Raw genomic sequence first — 16,654 nt, 5'->3', positions numbered from 1 at the left:
TTGGATTGCACTTATAAATATTTCTTTTTAACTAAAGCCTGAGCTTTGTCTCTATTCTTGAAATGTTTTTTAGAAATACTGTCTAATTTATCAATACCATATTTTTCAATTATTTTTGCAGCGAATAAGTCAACTTTATTACTTGCGCCTTTAGGAACTTCCATTTTTAATGATTTAGATATATGATTCATATGTTTTACAAAGGCATATCGAGAGATAATACTGGCAGCCGCTATGGCTAAAGATTTAGATTCGCCCTTTGTTTCGAACTTTGTTAATTTAGGATAAGGCAAATCGGATAAAGCATAACGTTGATATACGCCACGTTCTGCAAATTGATCAATGACAATATAATTCAAATCATTAGTTTCAATTTTTTGGACAACATTTGCAATAGCTTGATTGTGTAATACAGCTTTCATTTTAACTTGTGACCATCCAGCACGTTGTCGATCATTATATTTAACATTATCAAGTGTAAGTAATGAATGGGGAATAAAGTTAACAAGTTGTTCTGCTATTTCTACTATTTTAGTGTCGGTTAATTTTTTAGAATCATCAACACCTAATTCTTTTAAAATTTTCACATGCTCTTTTGTAACATATGCGGCACATACTGTTAGTGGGCCAAAATAATCACCACTGCCAGCTTCATCACTACCTATACAATTATATTGATTGTATTTAATATAAGATGCCTGTGACTTAGAAGATTTGGAAGAATTTAAACTAGTAGTGTTACTTTGTTTTTCAGGTAGTAATTGTTGTGCTACAGTTTCGGCATTATTGCCTTGAAACATGACTTTTCCAGAATTATATATATTGATAACAGCACCGTTATGTTTCGTGCGAGCTTTCATACCTTGGGGCAACTGTACTGTATCAAATTTTATTTTAGACATTAATGTATTGATTTCATTTGTTGTTAATTTATGGACTATATTAGCCATACTTTGTTAAACCTCTCTTTATTCATACTATTGTGGTACATTAATCAAATCATATCATAACATTATCTTTTATATCATAAGTGAAAATCAAAAGAGATTAGATACTTAAATTACATTTGAAGTCTTTGAGTATGGATTTTTCTAAAATGTATAATACTAAAAATTAAAAAGGTAATCATAATTTTCTAAAGAAAAAGATTGACTTTATTAAACCACATACTTACAAAATAATTATGACTCATGTATAATGTTTAATGATAAGTAAAAAGAATAAAACCAAAAATTAATATTATGTACAAATAATATAGAAACATGATTTTGGTTAAATTAAATAGAGATACGGAATAATTTAATTAAAAGTCAGGAGATATAATTATGGGTGATTTTAAGAATAGAATAAATGTAACAATTAATGACCAACATTTTACAATAATTGGTGATGATAGCCCAGAGCATATACGACATGTTGCTCATTTAGTAGATGAGACAATGAGAGAATTAGGGCAAAAATCAGCTGGACTAGATACAACGAGGAAAGCTATTTTAACAGCCGTCAATATCATGCATGAAAAAGTAAGCTTAGAGGAAGAAAACCGTCGATTACAACAAGAACTTAATCAATTAAAACAACGAGAAGATTAGATGTTATTAGACATTGTTATATTAATCATTTTACTGTATTTTGCAATCGTTGGATTTCGACGAGGATTGTGGCTTACAAGTTTACATTTTATTTCTTCAATAGTGTCGTTATGGATTGCAATGCAATTTTATCGAGACATCGCAAAACGTTTAATCGTGTTTTTACCTTTTCCAAAGACTGTTGCATATGATACCCAATATGCGATATCTTTTGATCACTTACAATATCGTTTTGAATCTATAGTAGCTTTTATTTTAATTGCGCTATGCAGTAAGTTGATTTTATATCTAATCATCGTCACATTTGATAATATAGTTGCATATCAACCTTTAAATATCATTAGCCGTATCTTAGGTATTATATTAAGTTTAATAATGGGTATTATATTTATTCAAATCATGATGTATATTTTAGCTTTATATCCTAATGTAATGATACAAAATTCATTGGGTCATTCATTATTAGCTAAGCATATTCTATTGCACACACCTTATGTTTCACAATTAATTTTAAATTTATAAAAAATGATGTTGAGGTCAGGACAGACAATTTGAAATAGTAATATGTCCTGGTCTTATTTTTATGGAGAGATGTATATGACTAAAAAAGATGTTATTCAATTATTAGAAAAAATAGCTACTTATATGGAGTTAAAAGGAGAAAATACCTTTAAAGTGTCTGCGTATAGAAAAGCAGCTCAAAGTTTAGAAGTAGATGAACGACCACTAGATGAGATTGAAGATGTAACTGAATTAAAAGGTATTGGAAAAGGAGTCGGTGATGTCATTAATGAATATCGACAATCTGGACATTCAACTGCATTAGAAGATTTACAAAAAGAAGTTCCTGAGGGACTAGTTCCTTTATTAAAAATACAAGGGCTAGGTAGTAAAAAAATAGCTAAATTATATAAAGAACTAAATATTACCGATAAAGCGTCATTACAAGAAGCGTGTGAATCAGGTAAAGTAAGTGAATTAAGTGGTTTCGCTAAAAAGACGGAACAAAATATTCTAGAAGCAGTTAAAGCATTAGGTGCTAAAAAAGAAAGTTATCCAATTGATCAGATGAGAGGTCTTAATCACCAAATTATAGATTATATTAGTCAATTAGACGATATCGATCAATACTCTTCAGCGGGAAGTTTTAGAAGATATAAAGAACAAAGTAAAGATTTAGATTTTATTATTAGCACGAATGAACCAGAAAAAGTACAACAACAATTATTAAATATTCCTAATAAAGTTAAAGATGTAGCGATAGGTTCAACTAAAATATCAGTAGAACTAGAATACGATGATGAAACAATTGGCGTAGATTTTAGATTGATTGAACCTTCTGCTTTTTATCATACATTGCAACATTTCACTGGATCTAAAGATCATAATATTCGCATTAGACAATTAGCCAAAGCTCAAAATGAGAAAGTTAGTGAATATGGTATTGAAAAGGATAATGGGGAAGTATTGCAATTTAATAGCGAAGCGGAAATTTATGAACATTTTGGAGTTTCTTGGATTGAACCTTCAATGCGTGAAGATGGAAGTGAATTTGATAAAGATTTAAGCCAAATTATTCAATTAGATGATATTAAAGGTGATCTTCATATGCATACCACATATAGCGATGGTGCATTTTCAATAAGAGACATGATAGAAGCCAATATCGCTAAAGGATATGAATTTATGGTTATTACTGATCATTCACAAAGTTTAAGAGTGGCAAATGGTTTACAAGTGGAACGTTTGTTACGTCAAAATGAAGAAATTAAACAATTAAATGAAGAATATGATGAAATTGATATTTATTCAGGTATTGAAATGGACATATTACCCGATGGTTCATTAGACTATGATGATGAGATTCTTGCACAATTGGATTATGTCATTGCAGCGATACATCAAAGTTTTAATCAATCTGAAGAAGACATTATGAAACGCTTAGAAAATGCGTGTCGTAATCCATACGTAAGACATATTGCTCATCCAACTGGTAGAATTATTGGCCGTCGTCCTGGATACGAACCAAATATTGAAAAACTAGCTCAACTTGCTGAAGAAACAAATACAATTTTAGAAATTAATGCGAATCCAAAGCGTTTGGATTTAAATGCACAAACAGTACGCCAATATCCAAATGTTAAATTAACCATTAATACAGATGCGCATCATACTGATCATTTAGAATTTATGAAATATGGTGTTGCAACAGCGCAAAAAGGATTTGTTACGAAAGATAGAGTAATCAATACAATGTCTAGAGAGGCATTTAAATCGTTTATTAATAACAACATAAAAATGAAGAAATAGAGGGATTGCATGAGACAAAAAACATTAGATGTCTTAGAATTTGATAAAATAAAATCATTTGTATCAAATGAAGCTATCAGTGATTTAGGAAGAGAAAAGGTAGCAGAAATGTCTCCAGCAACAGATTTTGAAACAGTTGAATTTCAAATAAATGAAACTGACGAAATTTCGCAAATATATAATAAACACCGACTTCCAAGTTTAAGTGGTTTATCAAAAGTAGCGCAATATATTCATCGTTCAACTATTGGTGGCGTCTTAAATGTAACTGAATTAACTGCGATTAAACGTTTGATACAAGTTCAAAATCAATTTAAGACATTCTATAATCAATTATTAGAAGAAGATGAAGAGGTTAAATATCCAATTTTAGATAGTAATATGGCACAACTACCAATACTAACTGACCTTTTTAAAGATATTAATGAAAAATGTGACACACATGATTTATTTGATCACGCAAGTTACGAATTACAAAGCATTCGTAGTAAGATATCAAGTACTAACCAACGTATTAGACAAAATTTAGATAGAGTAGTTAAAAGTCAGGCTAATCAAAAGAAATTGTCTGATGCCATTGTGACAGTAAGAAATGATAGAAATGTTATTCCTGTAAAAGCAGAGTATAGACAGGACTTTAATGGTATCGTTCATGATCAATCAGCTTCTGGACAAACGTTGTATATTGAGCCATCTTCAGTTGTTGAAATGAATAACCAAATAAGTCGATTGCGAAATGATGAAGCAGTTGAACGTGAACGTATTTTAACTGAGTTAACGGGTCAAGTAGCAGCTGAAGCGGATGCTTTGTTAACATCAGAGTCAATTATGGGTCACCTTGACTTTTTAATTGCAAAAGCGAGATATGCACGTGCTATCAAAGGAACTAAACCAACTTTTCATAAAGAGAGAACAGTTTATTTACCTAATGCATACCATCCACTATTAGATCGAAATACAGTTGTAGCCAATACGATTGAATTTATAGATGACATCGAAACAGTCATTATTACGGGTCCCAATACAGGTGGTAAAACAGTAACATTAAAAACATTAGGATTAATTATTGTCATGGCACAATCAGGGATGCTTATTCCTACATTAGATGGTAGTCAATTAAGTGTATTTGAAAACGTGTATTGTGATATAGGTGACGAACAATCAATAGAACAATCATTATCGACATTTTCATCACATATGAAAAATATTGTTGAAATATTAAAAGATGCAGATAAAAATAGCTTAATTCTATTTGATGAATTAGGTGCAGGAACAGATCCTAGTGAAGGTGCAGCACTTGCGATGAGTATACTAGATCATGTAAGAAGTTTAGGCGCTTTAGTTATGGCGACAACTCACTATCCAGAATTAAAAGCTTATAGTTATAACCGTGAAGGCGTGATGAACGCGAGTGTTGAATTTGATGTTGAATCATTAAGTCCAACATATAAATTACTTATGGGTGTGCCTGGACGTTCTAATGCATTTGATATATCTAAGAAATTAGGCTTAAGTCTTCATATTATTAATAAAGCTAAGACAATGATTGGTACTGATGAACAAGAAATAAACAATATGATAGAATCACTTGAGAAAAATTCAAAACGTGTGGATGAACAACGTATTGAATTAGATAGACTAGTCAAGGAAGCACAAACAACACACGACGAACTAGAAAAACAATATCAACAGTATCAAAATTATGAAAAATCATTAATGGATGAAGCGAAAGAAAAAGCGAATCAACGTGTGAAATCTGCAACTAAAGAAGCTGATGCGATTCTTAAAGAATTGAGAGAATTAAGAGATAAAAAAGGTGCAGACGTTAAAGAACATGAACTTATTGATAAGAAAAAACAATTAGATGATCAATATGAAGCGAAATCCATTAAACAACATGTTCAAAAACAAAAGTATGATAAAATTCAAGCTGGCGATGAAGTTAAAGTCTTATCTTATGGACAAAAAGGTGAAGTGCTTGAATTAGTTGGCGATGAAGAAGCGGTTGTTCAAATGGGTATTTTAAAAATGAAACTACCTATTGAAGATTTAGAAAAAATGAAAAAGAAAAAAGAGAAACCAACGAAAATGGTTACCCGTGCGAATAGACAAACTGTAAAAACAGAACTTGATTTAAGAGGTTATCGCTATGAAGATGCACTAATCGAATTAGACCAGTATTTAGATCAAGCAGTATTAAGCAATTTCGAACAGGTTTATATTATTCATGGTAAAGGCACTGGTGCATTACAAAAAGGTGTACAACAACATTTAAAACGACATAAAAGTGTTAAAACATTTAGAGGTGGTATGCCAAGTGAAGGTGGATTTGGTGTTACCGTAGCTTCTTTAAAATAAATCTTCATAATAGATATTTTGTTGAGGCATTAGCCTAAAGTAAGTGGAAAATTGAATGATTTCTTGAGGAAATTTGCCACTTTAAAAAAAGAGCAAGCAGATTGCAATGCATTACCTTATAAATTCTGTTATAATTTGCTCATCATTTAAAAATTAAGGAGGATTGGCAATTATGGCAATCGTAAAAGTAACTGATTCTGATTTCGATAGTAAAATAGAATCTGGAGTTAAATTAGTAGATTTTTGGGCTACTTGGTGTGGACCATGTAAAATGATCGCTCCAGTTTTAGAAGAATTAGCAGGGGACTATGATGGTAAAGCAGACATCTTAAAATTAGATGTAGATGAAAACCCATCAACTGCAGCAAAATACGAAGTAATGAGTATTCCAACTTTAATTGTATTCAAAGATGGACAACCAGTTGATAAAGTAGTAGGTTTCCAACCTAAAGAAAACTTAGCTGAAGTATTAGATAAACACCTATAAGAATATAGACATGAAGACTGGGGCATTTCATAAAAATGCTCCAGCTTTGTTTTGTCTATTCCTATTTAATATTAATATTTTTTCATAAAAGAATTTATCGTAATTAAAAACAACAAGAAAGGAGGAAAAACATGGAAACGTATCAAGAACAAATTAAAACTAAGTTAAATGTCGTACCATTGGAACCTGGTTGTTATTTAATGAAAGATCGTAATGATCAAGTAATTTATGTTGGTAAAGCTAAAAAATTACGTAATCGATTACGTTCATATTTTACTGGTGCACATGATGCTAAAACAACGCGCTTAGTGAGTGAAATACGTAATTTTGAATTTATTGTAACCTCAAGCGAGACAGAATCATTACTTTTAGAATTAAACTTAATTAAACAATATCAACCACGTTACAATATTTTGCTGAAAGATGATAAAAGCTATCCATTCATTAAAATTACTAAAGAAAAACATCCTAGATTAATCGTAACCCGAACAGTTAAAAAAGGATCTGGTAAATATTTCGGTCCATATCCTAACGCTTATTCCGCACAAGAGACAAAAAAATTATTGGACCGGATATATCCATTTAGAAAATGTGATAAAATGCCGGATAAATTATGTCTTTATTATCATATTGGTCAATGTATGGGGCCGTGTGTTTATGATGTAGATTTAGATAAATATGCTCAAATGACAAAAGAAATTAGTGATTTTTTAAATGGTGAAGATAAAACGATATTAAACAATTTACAAGATCGTATGGAGAAAGCTAGTGAATCATTAGATTTTGAACGTGCTAAAGAATATCGTGATTTAATTCAACACATTCATAATCTCACTAAAAAGCAAAAAATTATGTCTACCGATAATACGATTCGTGATGTTTTTGGATATAGTGTGTCTAAAGGATGGATGTGTATCCAAGTATTTTTCATTAGGCAAGGCAATATGATTAAAAGAGATACAACGATGATTCCGATTCAACAAACAGAAGAAGAAGAATTCTATACATTTATAGGTCAGTTCTACAGTTTAAATCAACACATCCTACCTAAAGAAGTTCATGTCCCTAAAAATTTAAATAAAGAAATTATTCAATCTGTTGTGGATACTAAAATAGTGCAACCTTCAAGAGGTGCAAAAAAAGAAATGATAGATTTAGCTAACCATAATGCCGAAGTGTCATTAACAAATAAATTTGAATTAATCGCTAGAGACGAATCAAGAACAGTTAAAGCAATTGAGGAACTCGGTGAAAGAATGGGAATACAAACTCCTATTAGAATTGAGGCATTTGATAACTCCAATATCCAAGGTGTGGATCCCGTATCAGCCATGGTAACTTTTGTAGATGGTAAGCCAGATAAAAAGGGCTACCGCAAATATAAAATTAAAACGGTTGAAGGGCCAGATGATTATAAATCAATGAGAGAAGTAGTCCGTCGTCGTTACACTCGAGTTCTAAACGAAGGAACGCCTTTACCAGATTTAATCATTGTTGATGGTGGTAAAGGCCATATGAACGGTGTAATGGATGTACTAGAGAATGAATTAGGTTTGGATATTCCAGTTGCTGGATTACAAAAGAACGACAAACACCAAACGTCAGAATTGTTATATGGCGCTAGTGCTGAAATTGTTCCTTTGAAGAAAAATAGCCAAGCTTTCTATCTACTGCATCGTATTCAAGATGAAGTCCATCGCTTTGCTATTACATTCCACAGACAAACTAGACAAAAAACAGGTCTTAAGTCGGTACTTGATGATATAGATGGAATTGGAAGTAAACGTAAAACGAAATTATTAATAACTTTTGGATCAATTAAGAAGATGAAAGCAGCATCTTTAGAAGAATTAAAAAATTCTGGGTTACCTGAAAATGTTGCAAAAAACTTACAGCACGCACTTCAATCGAAATAAATTGACAAATTTTGGACATGAGAATTATTCTCATGTCCAAAAGTGCTTTAAATAATGTTACAATATAGTTAACAAAAGGCTATTTTTTTAAAGTTGTTTGGAAGCGTTTTCTAATTGAGAATTGTTATCAATCATGTAGGGTTACATGAATTGCTATAGAATACTCACATATGACGACATCATTATATGAAATCTATAACATGACTAGCCCTTTTCTTTTTTATGAAATACTTGTTTGATTTTAAATTTAACAGGAAGATGCTCCCAAGTATCTTTAAAGTGATTTAATTAAGACGAGTACAAAATAAAGAAGTAAAAGAAGCTAGTATTTTATATGGTTTTTTACGGCAGTTTACATACAACTTTATAATTTTAGTCAATTAATTAAATGTTTACAGGGGGGACTCCTTTTGGCTCAATCAAAAAATGAATTCTACTTAAGACGAATCCATTCGTTATTAGGTATTATCCCAATCGGTGCATTCTTAATTGTTCACTTATTGGTCAATCATCAAGCAACACAAGGGGCGGAAGCTTTTAATAAAGCCTCAGGTTTCATGGAATCAATACCGTTCTTATTGGTAGTTGAATTTCTATTTATTTATATTCCGCTTTTATACCATGGTTTATTTGGATTACACATTGCATTTACAGCAAAAGAGAATGTGGGTCATTACTCATTATTCAGAAACTGGATGTTCTTTTGCCAAAGAATAAGTGGTATTTTAGCATTCATCTTTATTGGTATGCACTTATGGCAAACACGCTTACAAAAAGCTTTCTTCGGTAAAGCAGTTGATTATAATATGATGCACGAAACTTTACATAATCCATTGTGGGCTATTTTCTACATTATTTGTGTAATTGCAGTAGTATTCCACTTTTCAAATGGATTATGGTCATTCTTAGTTACATGGGGTATTTTACAATCTAAAAAATCACAACGTGTCTTCACATGGGTATCGTTAATTGTATTTTTAATTATCTCTTATATCGGCGTAACTGCTATTATCGCATTTATGTAACAAATACAGATTAACTAGTCTTAGTTTTTATATTTCAGGGGAGTGACATTTCTATGGCAGAGAAAAAAATTATTGTTGTCGGTGGAGGACTTGCCGGTCTGATGTCAACAATTAAAGCAGCAGAAAAAGGTGCACATGTAGATTTATTCTCATTAGTACCTGTTAAACGTTCGCATTCAGTTTGTGCCCAAGGTGGTATTAACGGTGCGGTAAATACAAAAGGTGAAGGTGACTCACCTTGGATTCACTTTGATGACACTGTTTATGGTGGCGACTTCCTAGCAAACCAACCACCAGTAAAAGCAATGGCTGAAGCTGCACCTAACATCATTCACTTATTAGACCGTATGGGTGTTATGTTTAGTAGAACTAATGAAGGTCTATTAGACTTCAGACGTTTCGGTGGTACGTTATATCACAGAACAGCATTTGCTGGAGCTACAACAGGTCAACAATTATTATATGCGTTAGATGAACAAGTTCGTTCATTTGAAGTAGATGGATTAGTAACAAAATACGAAGGTTGGGAATTCTTAGGTATAGTTAAAGATGAGGACAATGCTGCTAGAGGTATTGTTGCACAAAACATGACAACTTCTGAAATTCAATCATTCGGTTCTGACGCAGTAATTATGGCAACAGGTGGTCCTGGTATCATCTTCGGTAAAACAACTAACTCAATGATTAATACAGGTTCTGCAGCATCTATCGTTTATCAACAAGGTGCAGCATACGCAAATGGTGAATTCATCCAAATTCATCCAACTGCTATTCCTGGTGACGATAAATTACGTCTGATGAGTGAATCAGCACGTGGTGAAGGTGGACGTATCTGGACATATAAAGATGGTAAACCTTGGTATTTCTTAGAAGAAAAATATCCTGACTATGGTAACTTAGTACCTCGTGATATCGCGACACGTGAAATTTTCGATGTATGTATTAACCAAAAATTAGGTATTAACGGCGAAAACATGGTTTACTTAGATTTATCTCATAAAGATCCACATGAATTAGACGTTAAACTTGGTGGTATTATTGAGATTTATGAAAAATTCACTGGTGATGATCCACGTAAAGTACCAATGAAAATTTTCCCAGCAGTACACTACTCAATGGGTGGTCTATATGTTGATTATGACCAAATGACTAACATTAAAGGTTTATTTGCTGCAGGAGAATGTGATTTCTCTCAACACGGTGGTAATAGACTTGGCGCTAACTCATTATTATCTGCCATCTATGGTGGTACAGTAGCTGGCCCTAATGCTATTAAATATCTTGATGATATTGAAACTTCATACACTGACTTAGATGACAGTATTTATGAAGCACGTGTAAAAGAAGAACAAGAACGCTTTGATAAATTATTAAACATGCGCGGTTCAGAAAATGCTTATAAACTTCATCGTGAATTAGGTGAAATTATGACAGCAAATGTAACTGTTGTGCGTGAAAATGATAAATTATTAGAAACAGATAAGAAAATCCAAGAATTGATGAAACGTTATGAAGATATCGATATGGAAGATACACAAACTTGGAGTAACCAAGCTGTATTCTTCACTCGTCAATTATGGAATATGCTTGTGCTAGCACGAGTAATTACAATTGGGGCTTATAACCGTAATGAATCACGTGGTGCACACTACAAACCAGAATTCCCTGATCGTAATGATGATGAATGGTTAAAAACAACTATGGCGTATTACCAAGGTAGAACAGAAGCACCTAGATTTGAATACGATCCAGTTGATATTAGCTTAATCCCACCACGTAAACGTGATTACACTAGTAAGTCTAAAGGAGGTAAAAAATAATGGCTGACCAATCAGTAAAAGACACTCCAGAAACTCAAAGTAATCAACAACAACAGCAAAACGATCAACCAAAACAAAAAACGGTTAAATTAATTATCAAACGTCAAGACGATAGTGAATCTAAACCATATGAAGAAACATTTGAAATTCCTTATAAAGAAAATTTAAATGTTATTGCTTGTCTAATGGAAATTAGACGTAATCCAGTTAATATTAATGGTGAAAAAACAACTCCAGTAACTTGGGATATGAACTGTTTAGAAGAAGTATGTGGTGCTTGTTCAATGGTTATCAACGGACGCGCAAGACAATCTTGTTCTGCAATTGTTGACCAATTAGAACAACCTATTCGTTTAGAACCAATGAGTACTTTCCCAGTAATTCGTGATTTACAAGTTGACCGTTCAAGAATGTTCGACAACTTGAAACGTATGAAAGCTTGGATTCCAATCGATGGTACTTACGATTTAGGACCAGGACCACGTATGCCTGAGAAAAAACGTCAAACAGCTTATGAATTATCTAAATGTATGACTTGTGGTGTTTGTTTAGAAGTTTGTCCAAACGTTACACAAAATAATAGCTTCGTTGGCGCACAAGCTATTTCACAAGTTCGTTTATTCGACTTACACCCAACAGGTGCAATGACAAAAGATGAACGTTTAGATGCATTAATGAGCGCAGGTGGTCTACAACAATGTGGTAATTCTCAAAACTGTGTGAATGCATGTCCAAAAGGTATTCCTTTAACAACATCAATTGCTGCAATGAATAGAGAAACTTCATTCCATATGTTCAAATCATTCTTTGGTTCTGACCATAAAGTAGATTAATAATATAAGTGACAGATTTAGCGATACCCAATAAAAGGGGTATCGCTTTTTTATTTAATGATTTACTTTGTATTGGCCATGAATAGATAACGACTGTAACAATTCAAAATAATAAACACATTGAATCGCGTATGATAAAATAAAACTTAATTATGAAATAAGGATGTAAGACTATGAATAGACCAATTGGCGTTATAGATTCAGGTGTTGGTGGTTTAACAGTAGCTAAAGAAATTATGAGACAACTTCCTAATGAAACGATTTATTACTTAGGAGATATTGGTAGATGTCCATATGGTCCAAGACCAGGTGAAGAAGTTAAACAATTTACAACTGAAATTGCACAAAAACTTGTAGAATTTGATATTAAAATGCTAGTCATCGCATGTAATACAGCGACTGCCGTTGCATTAGAACATTTACAGAAAATATTACCGATTCCAGTGGTAGGTGTCATTGAACCTGGTGCTAGGACAGCTATTATGACAACAAGAAATCAAAATGTTTTAATATTAGGAACAGAAGGTACAATTAAATCAGAAGCTTATCGTAAACACATTAAACAAATTAATCCTAATGTAGAAGTATATGGTATTGCTTGTCCAGCTTTTGCTCCTTTAGTAGAACAAATGAGATATAATGATCCGACAATTACAAGTATTGTTATACATCAAACATTGAAACAATGGAGAAATAGTGATGCTGATACTGTTATATTAGGTTGCACACACTATCCATTATTATATCAACCTATATATGATTATTTTGGTGGTAAGAAAACTGTTATTTCTTCTGGACTAGAGACAGCTCGAGAAGTAAGTGCATTATTAACATTTAGTAATGAACATGCTAGTTATACAGAACATCCAGCACATCGCTTTTTTGCTACAGGAGATACGACATATATTGAAAATATTATTCAAGAATGGTTAGGTATGGATGCTGAAGTTGAACGAGTTAATGTTGGATAAATGGAGGGAAAAATAATGGAAGATATCGTTATTGCGTCTAATAATCAAGGTAAAATAAATGATTTTAAAGCTATATTTCCTAATAAAAATGTCATAGGAATAAGTGAATTGATTAAAGATTTTGATGTAGAAGAAACTGGTACAACATTTGAAGAAAATGCTAAATTAAAATCAGTAGCTGCAGCTAAAGCATTAAATAAGCAAGTCATTGCAGATGATAGTGGCCTTGAAGTACAAGCACTTAATGGAGAACCAGGTGTTTATTCTGCAAGATATGCTGGTTTAGATAAAAATGACCAAGATAATATTAAAAAGTTACTTGATAATATGAATAACGAGACTGAAAGAGCTGCACAATTTGTATGCGTTATTAGTATGAGTTCACCAAACGGACAAACTCAGCAATTTAAAGGAACGGTATCAGGAGAAATCACAACTGAACCTATAGGAGAAAATGGCTTCGGTTATGATCCTGTTTTTTATGTTCCGTCACTTGGTAAAACAATGGCACAATTAACAGATGAGGAAAAAGCGAAAATCAGTCATCGTGGAAATGCTATTAATCAATTACAACAATTTTTAGCAGGTGAGAATAATGAGTAAATGGATTGTAGTAAGTGATAATCATAATGAATCGGGAATTCTTTACGATATTTACGAGAAACATAATGATGCAGATGTTTTTCTTCATTTAGGTGATTCAGAATTTCAATATGATGATACTGAACTTAGCCTTTACAACAGAGTGAAAGGGAATTGTGATTTTTATCCAGAATTTCCTGAAGAAAATACAATCTCAAATAATGGGATCAATGCCTTTTATACACATGGGCACTTATACCAAGTAAATCAAACGAGAATGAAATTAGCTGAAAAAGCTAAAACATTAAACGCTCAACTAGCATTTTACGGGCATACACATGTTGCTAAATATGAAAATATAGCTGATGTACATGTGATTAATCCAGGTAGTATTTCTCAATCAAGAAGCGCTGTGGAAGAAACATATGCTGAACTAATTATTGAAGATGATGAGAACAAGGCAACGTTAAATTTTAGAAATCGAGAACATAAAGTGATAGATACAATTGAATTTAAACTAAATGATATTTAAAAATATGCATAAGCTTTCTTCAAAGTTGAATTATATATTCAACGGACAAGAAAGCTTATTATTTTTTGACATATAGTACACCTAGGTGTACTATTTTATTGGAGGTACATATGAAAGGTAATGAATTACAACAATTTAATCAATTTCACTTAACATTTATTGAAATAAGTAAAATTATTAACGAAGTTATTGATGAAGAAAATATTGATATTTCAAGAGAACAATTAGGCATTTTTAAATTACTTTTAGAACATAAACAATTATCTGTGAATCAAATAGCTGAAAAACAAGGTGTATATAAAACTGCAATTTCAAAAAGGATTAAGAAATTAGAAACAAAACATTTTGTAGAACGGATAAAGTCTGGAGATAAAAGAGAGAAAGTTATACAACTAACTGAGGAAGGACTTCAATTTTATAATAATAGACAAAACAAGTTGTATGAAGGTTTTAAAAGGAAATTAAATTTAAATAATAAAGAATTAAATGATCTTTTTGATTATACGAACCACATCAACGACATTTTAAAAAAGGATGAAGAACAATGACAAATAAAATTAAAGTTCATGTTTTACACACAGGGAATGTGATTGTAGATGAAGCGTTACCATTTGGATATTCAAATAATAGATTACTTGCATGGACAGGTCTTTTTAGATCTAAACAGCATCAAATTAAGATACCTGTTTCAGTTTATTTAATAGAACATCCTAAAGGTTTAGTATTAATAGATACTGGATGGCATACAGATAATAGAACACATCAAATTAAAAATTTACGTTTTCAATATCCTGTAAATAAAGCTGATTTACCAAAAGGAGAAGCAGTGCATGAACAATTGATAAAACTAGGATATAAACCTAGTGATATCGACTATATATTAATGAGTCATATGCATTGTGATCATGCTGACGGATTAAGATTAGTTAAAGATGCTAAACATATATTAGTTAGTGAAGAGGAATATGAAGCTATACAAAAAGATAAAATGCATTATCTTCCTCATGAATGGAAGGGTGTTCACTTAGAAACATTTAAATTTGAAGATAGCGATTTAGGACCTAAAAAGAAAGCTTTTGATTTATTTGGAGACGGTACTATTAAAATGATATGGTCACCAGGACATAGTAAAGGTCTAAGTTCTACGATTGTAAAATCTTATGATAATGAGAAATTCTTATTCCTAGTATCTGATATTGGTTATGCTTCTAAATCTTGGAAAGAAAATATATTACCTGGAGTATTAGTTGATAAAAAAGATGCTCAACAATCTTTAAATTGGGTGATAGAGATGGTGCAAAATCCTAATTGTATAGAAGCCATTGCTAATCACGACCCAGATGTTAAACCTCATATTGTAGAATTATAATGATAGATAGGAAATCATTTTTTTTAATTTTATTTGTAAGTATTCAGGTCCCTAAAAAGTCCCTATAAATTAATAATCAAAACAGCTAGGCATTTTTGAATGCCTAGCTGTTTTGATGTCATAAAAAAAGAACTGTAATCCAACAGGATTACAGTTCTAGTTAGCGTCCTGGGAGGGATTCGAACCCCCGACCGATGGCTTAGAAGGCCATTGCTCTATCCAGCTGAGCTACCAGGACATTTTTTAACACAAGAATTATTATAGCTAAATTAACTGTAATATGCAATAGCTATGATATAAAAAATGTTTATATTTTTCACTATTGTAGTGTATTGAAACAATATCATAAAGTGTTTTTAAGTTTGAAGAATATTTGAATCTATTGAATTGTGAACAATTCAGTTTTGTATCCCTAACTGTTCAAAACTGAAAACGATTTTACAGTTTTGAAGTGTTTATAGCGAAGTAAGGAAAAGACGCCAAAGTTGGGCATGAAAGTTATATATTATAAATAACAAAACGATAGATAAACAACACGAATCAATTTACCTCAGTTTTTGAAAGTAACTTTTGAACAATAAATATTAAGGAGTGTTTATAGTGGAAGGTTTATTCAAAGCAATTAAAGATACAGTTGAAGCCGGTGTTAATAATGACGGTGCTAAATTAGGTACAAGTATCGTAGGTATCGTAGAAAATGGTGTAGGGGTATTAAGTAAATTATTTGGATTCTAAGATTTATCAATTACTAAAATAAATTATAACAAAAGGAGATTTTTATTATGACAAAATTAGCAGAAGCAATCGCAAATACAGTACAAGCAGCACAAAATCACGATGGAGCTAAATTAGGAACAAG

The 16,654-nt window shown here is 31.8% G+C and carries 17 protein-coding genes and 1 tRNA gene; 16 read left to right on the top strand and 2 right to left on the bottom strand.

Annotation, left to right across the window (positions count from 1 at the left end; genetic code table 11):
* Positions 1-11 precede the first annotated feature (11 nt).
* On the bottom strand, positions 12-950 hold the full coding sequence (rnhC, locus tag Q4528_RS07710; protein ID WP_017637645.1) for a ribonuclease HIII: 939 nt from the start codon (positions 948-950) through the stop codon (positions 12-14).
* A 375-nt stretch (positions 951-1,325) separates the two neighbouring features.
* On the opposite strand from rnhC, the gene zapA reads away from it, so the two are divergent.
* From zapA to Q4528_RS07640, 14 genes are all read left to right on the top strand, one after another.
* Positions 1,326-1,592, top strand: coding sequence for a cell division protein ZapA (zapA, locus tag Q4528_RS07705; protein WP_017637644.1), 267 nt, complete (start codon positions 1,326-1,328; stop codon positions 1,590-1,592).
* The gene (locus Q4528_RS07700) at positions 1,593-2,114 is read left to right on the top strand and encodes a CvpA family protein (RefSeq protein WP_017637643.1); all 522 of its coding nucleotides are present in this window, start codon (positions 1,593-1,595) and stop codon (positions 2,112-2,114) included. It abuts the gene before it with no gap.
* A gap of 75 nt (positions 2,115-2,189) precedes the next feature.
* Entirely contained in the window at positions 2,190-3,902 is a 1,713-nt protein-coding gene (gene polX / locus Q4528_RS07695; protein ID WP_046466580.1) for a DNA polymerase/3'-5' exonuclease PolX, read from the top strand.
* A gap of 9 nt (positions 3,903-3,911) precedes the next feature.
* On the top strand, positions 3,912-6,260 hold the full coding sequence (locus Q4528_RS07690) for an endonuclease MutS2 (RefSeq protein ID WP_017637641.1): 2,349 nt from the start codon (positions 3,912-3,914) through the stop codon (positions 6,258-6,260).
* Between the two features lie 172 nt (positions 6,261-6,432).
* Positions 6,433-6,747: a thioredoxin gene (trxA, locus tag Q4528_RS07685; RefSeq protein WP_017637640.1), complete on the top strand. Its 315-nt coding sequence runs from the start codon at positions 6,433-6,435 to the stop codon at positions 6,745-6,747.
* 131 nt (positions 6,748-6,878) lie between these two features.
* A complete protein-coding gene (gene uvrC / locus Q4528_RS07680) occupies positions 6,879-8,663 on the top strand; it encodes an excinuclease ABC subunit UvrC (protein WP_046466581.1) in 1,785 nt (594 codons plus the stop codon).
* A gap of 410 nt (positions 8,664-9,073) precedes the next feature.
* The gene (locus Q4528_RS07675) at positions 9,074-9,688 is read left to right on the top strand and encodes a succinate dehydrogenase cytochrome b558 subunit (protein ID WP_017637638.1); all 615 of its coding nucleotides are present in this window, start codon (positions 9,074-9,076) and stop codon (positions 9,686-9,688) included.
* Between the two features lie 53 nt (positions 9,689-9,741).
* Positions 9,742-11,508 carry a succinate dehydrogenase flavoprotein subunit gene (gene sdhA, locus Q4528_RS07670; RefSeq protein ID WP_046466582.1) on the top strand — a complete coding sequence of 589 codons (1,767 nt, stop codon included), beginning with the start codon at positions 9,742-9,744 and terminating at the stop codon, positions 11,506-11,508.
* Positions 11,508-12,341 carry a succinate dehydrogenase iron-sulfur subunit gene (gene sdhB / locus Q4528_RS07665; RefSeq protein WP_017637636.1) on the top strand — a complete coding sequence of 278 codons (834 nt, stop codon included), beginning with the start codon at positions 11,508-11,510 and terminating at the stop codon, positions 12,339-12,341. The genes sdhA and sdhB overlap by 1 nt, the downstream gene beginning before the upstream one ends.
* Before the next feature lie 173 nt (positions 12,342-12,514).
* Complete coding sequence (gene racE, locus Q4528_RS07660) at positions 12,515-13,312, top strand: glutamate racemase (protein WP_017637635.1); 798 nt, start codon at positions 12,515-12,517, stop codon at positions 13,310-13,312.
* A 15-nt stretch (positions 13,313-13,327) separates the two neighbouring features.
* Positions 13,328-13,915: an XTP/dITP diphosphatase gene (locus Q4528_RS07655; RefSeq protein WP_017637634.1), complete on the top strand. Its 588-nt coding sequence runs from the start codon at positions 13,328-13,330 to the stop codon at positions 13,913-13,915.
* The gene (locus tag Q4528_RS07650) at positions 13,908-14,426 is read left to right on the top strand and encodes a YfcE family phosphodiesterase (protein ID WP_046466584.1); all 519 of its coding nucleotides are present in this window, start codon (positions 13,908-13,910) and stop codon (positions 14,424-14,426) included. The genes Q4528_RS07655 and Q4528_RS07650 overlap by 8 nt, the downstream gene beginning before the upstream one ends.
* Before the next feature lie 110 nt (positions 14,427-14,536).
* On the top strand, positions 14,537-14,974 hold the full coding sequence (locus Q4528_RS07645) for a MarR family winged helix-turn-helix transcriptional regulator (RefSeq protein WP_029055488.1): 438 nt from the start codon (positions 14,537-14,539) through the stop codon (positions 14,972-14,974).
* A complete protein-coding gene (locus Q4528_RS07640) occupies positions 14,971-15,795 on the top strand; it encodes an N-acyl homoserine lactonase family protein (RefSeq protein WP_029055487.1) in 825 nt (274 codons plus the stop codon). Before Q4528_RS07645 ends, Q4528_RS07640 begins: the two co-directional genes overlap by 4 nt.
* A gap of 164 nt (positions 15,796-15,959) precedes the next feature.
* Here the strand turns inward: Q4528_RS07640 and Q4528_RS07635 are convergent.
* Positions 15,960-16,033: transfer RNA gene (locus Q4528_RS07635), tRNA-Arg, on the bottom strand.
* A gap of 362 nt (positions 16,034-16,395) precedes the next feature.
* On the opposite strand from Q4528_RS07635, the gene Q4528_RS07630 reads away from it, so the two are divergent.
* Positions 16,396-16,530, top strand: coding sequence for a beta-class phenol-soluble modulin (locus tag Q4528_RS07630; protein WP_017637181.1), 135 nt, complete (start codon positions 16,396-16,398; stop codon positions 16,528-16,530).
* A 47-nt stretch (positions 16,531-16,577) separates the two neighbouring features.
* A partial coding sequence (locus Q4528_RS07625; protein ID WP_303521279.1) for a beta-class phenol-soluble modulin occupies positions 16,578-16,654 on the top strand: 77 nt, incomplete at its 3' end.

The sequence above is a fragment of the Staphylococcus pasteuri genome (genome assembly GCF_030547725.1).
Lineage (GTDB): Bacteria > Bacillota > Bacilli > Staphylococcales > Staphylococcaceae > Staphylococcus > Staphylococcus pasteuri.
The sequence above is the reverse complement of the archived record's forward strand: the minus strand, read 5'-3'. Positions and strand labels throughout refer to the sequence as shown.

Coding starts and splice junctions, on each gene's coding strand:
- sdhB (WP_017637636.1), top strand. CDS start 11,508: ATGGCTGACCAATCAGTAAAAGACACTCCAGAAACTCAAAGTAATCAA.
- Q4528_RS07700 (WP_017637643.1), top strand. CDS start 1,593: ATGTTATTAGACATTGTTATATTAATCATTTTACTGTATTTTGCAATC.
- uvrC (WP_046466581.1), top strand. CDS start 6,879: ATGGAAACGTATCAAGAACAAATTAAAACTAAGTTAAATGTCGTACCA.
- rnhC (WP_017637645.1), bottom strand. CDS start 950: ATGGCTAATATAGTCCATAAATTAACAACAAATGAAATCAATACATTA.
- racE (WP_017637635.1), top strand. CDS start 12,515: ATGAATAGACCAATTGGCGTTATAGATTCAGGTGTTGGTGGTTTAACA.
- Q4528_RS07655 (WP_017637634.1), top strand. CDS start 13,328: ATGGAAGATATCGTTATTGCGTCTAATAATCAAGGTAAAATAAATGAT.
- Q4528_RS07650 (WP_046466584.1), top strand. CDS start 13,908: ATGAGTAAATGGATTGTAGTAAGTGATAATCATAATGAATCGGGAATT.
- sdhA (WP_046466582.1), top strand. CDS start 9,742: ATGGCAGAGAAAAAAATTATTGTTGTCGGTGGAGGACTTGCCGGTCTG.
- Q4528_RS07640 (WP_029055487.1), top strand. CDS start 14,971: ATGACAAATAAAATTAAAGTTCATGTTTTACACACAGGGAATGTGATT.
- Q4528_RS07645 (WP_029055488.1), top strand. CDS start 14,537: ATGAAAGGTAATGAATTACAACAATTTAATCAATTTCACTTAACATTT.
- trxA (WP_017637640.1), top strand. CDS start 6,433: ATGGCAATCGTAAAAGTAACTGATTCTGATTTCGATAGTAAAATAGAA.
- zapA (WP_017637644.1), top strand. CDS start 1,326: ATGGGTGATTTTAAGAATAGAATAAATGTAACAATTAATGACCAACAT.
- polX (WP_046466580.1), top strand. CDS start 2,190: ATGACTAAAAAAGATGTTATTCAATTATTAGAAAAAATAGCTACTTAT.
- Q4528_RS07690 (WP_017637641.1), top strand. CDS start 3,912: ATGAGACAAAAAACATTAGATGTCTTAGAATTTGATAAAATAAAATCA.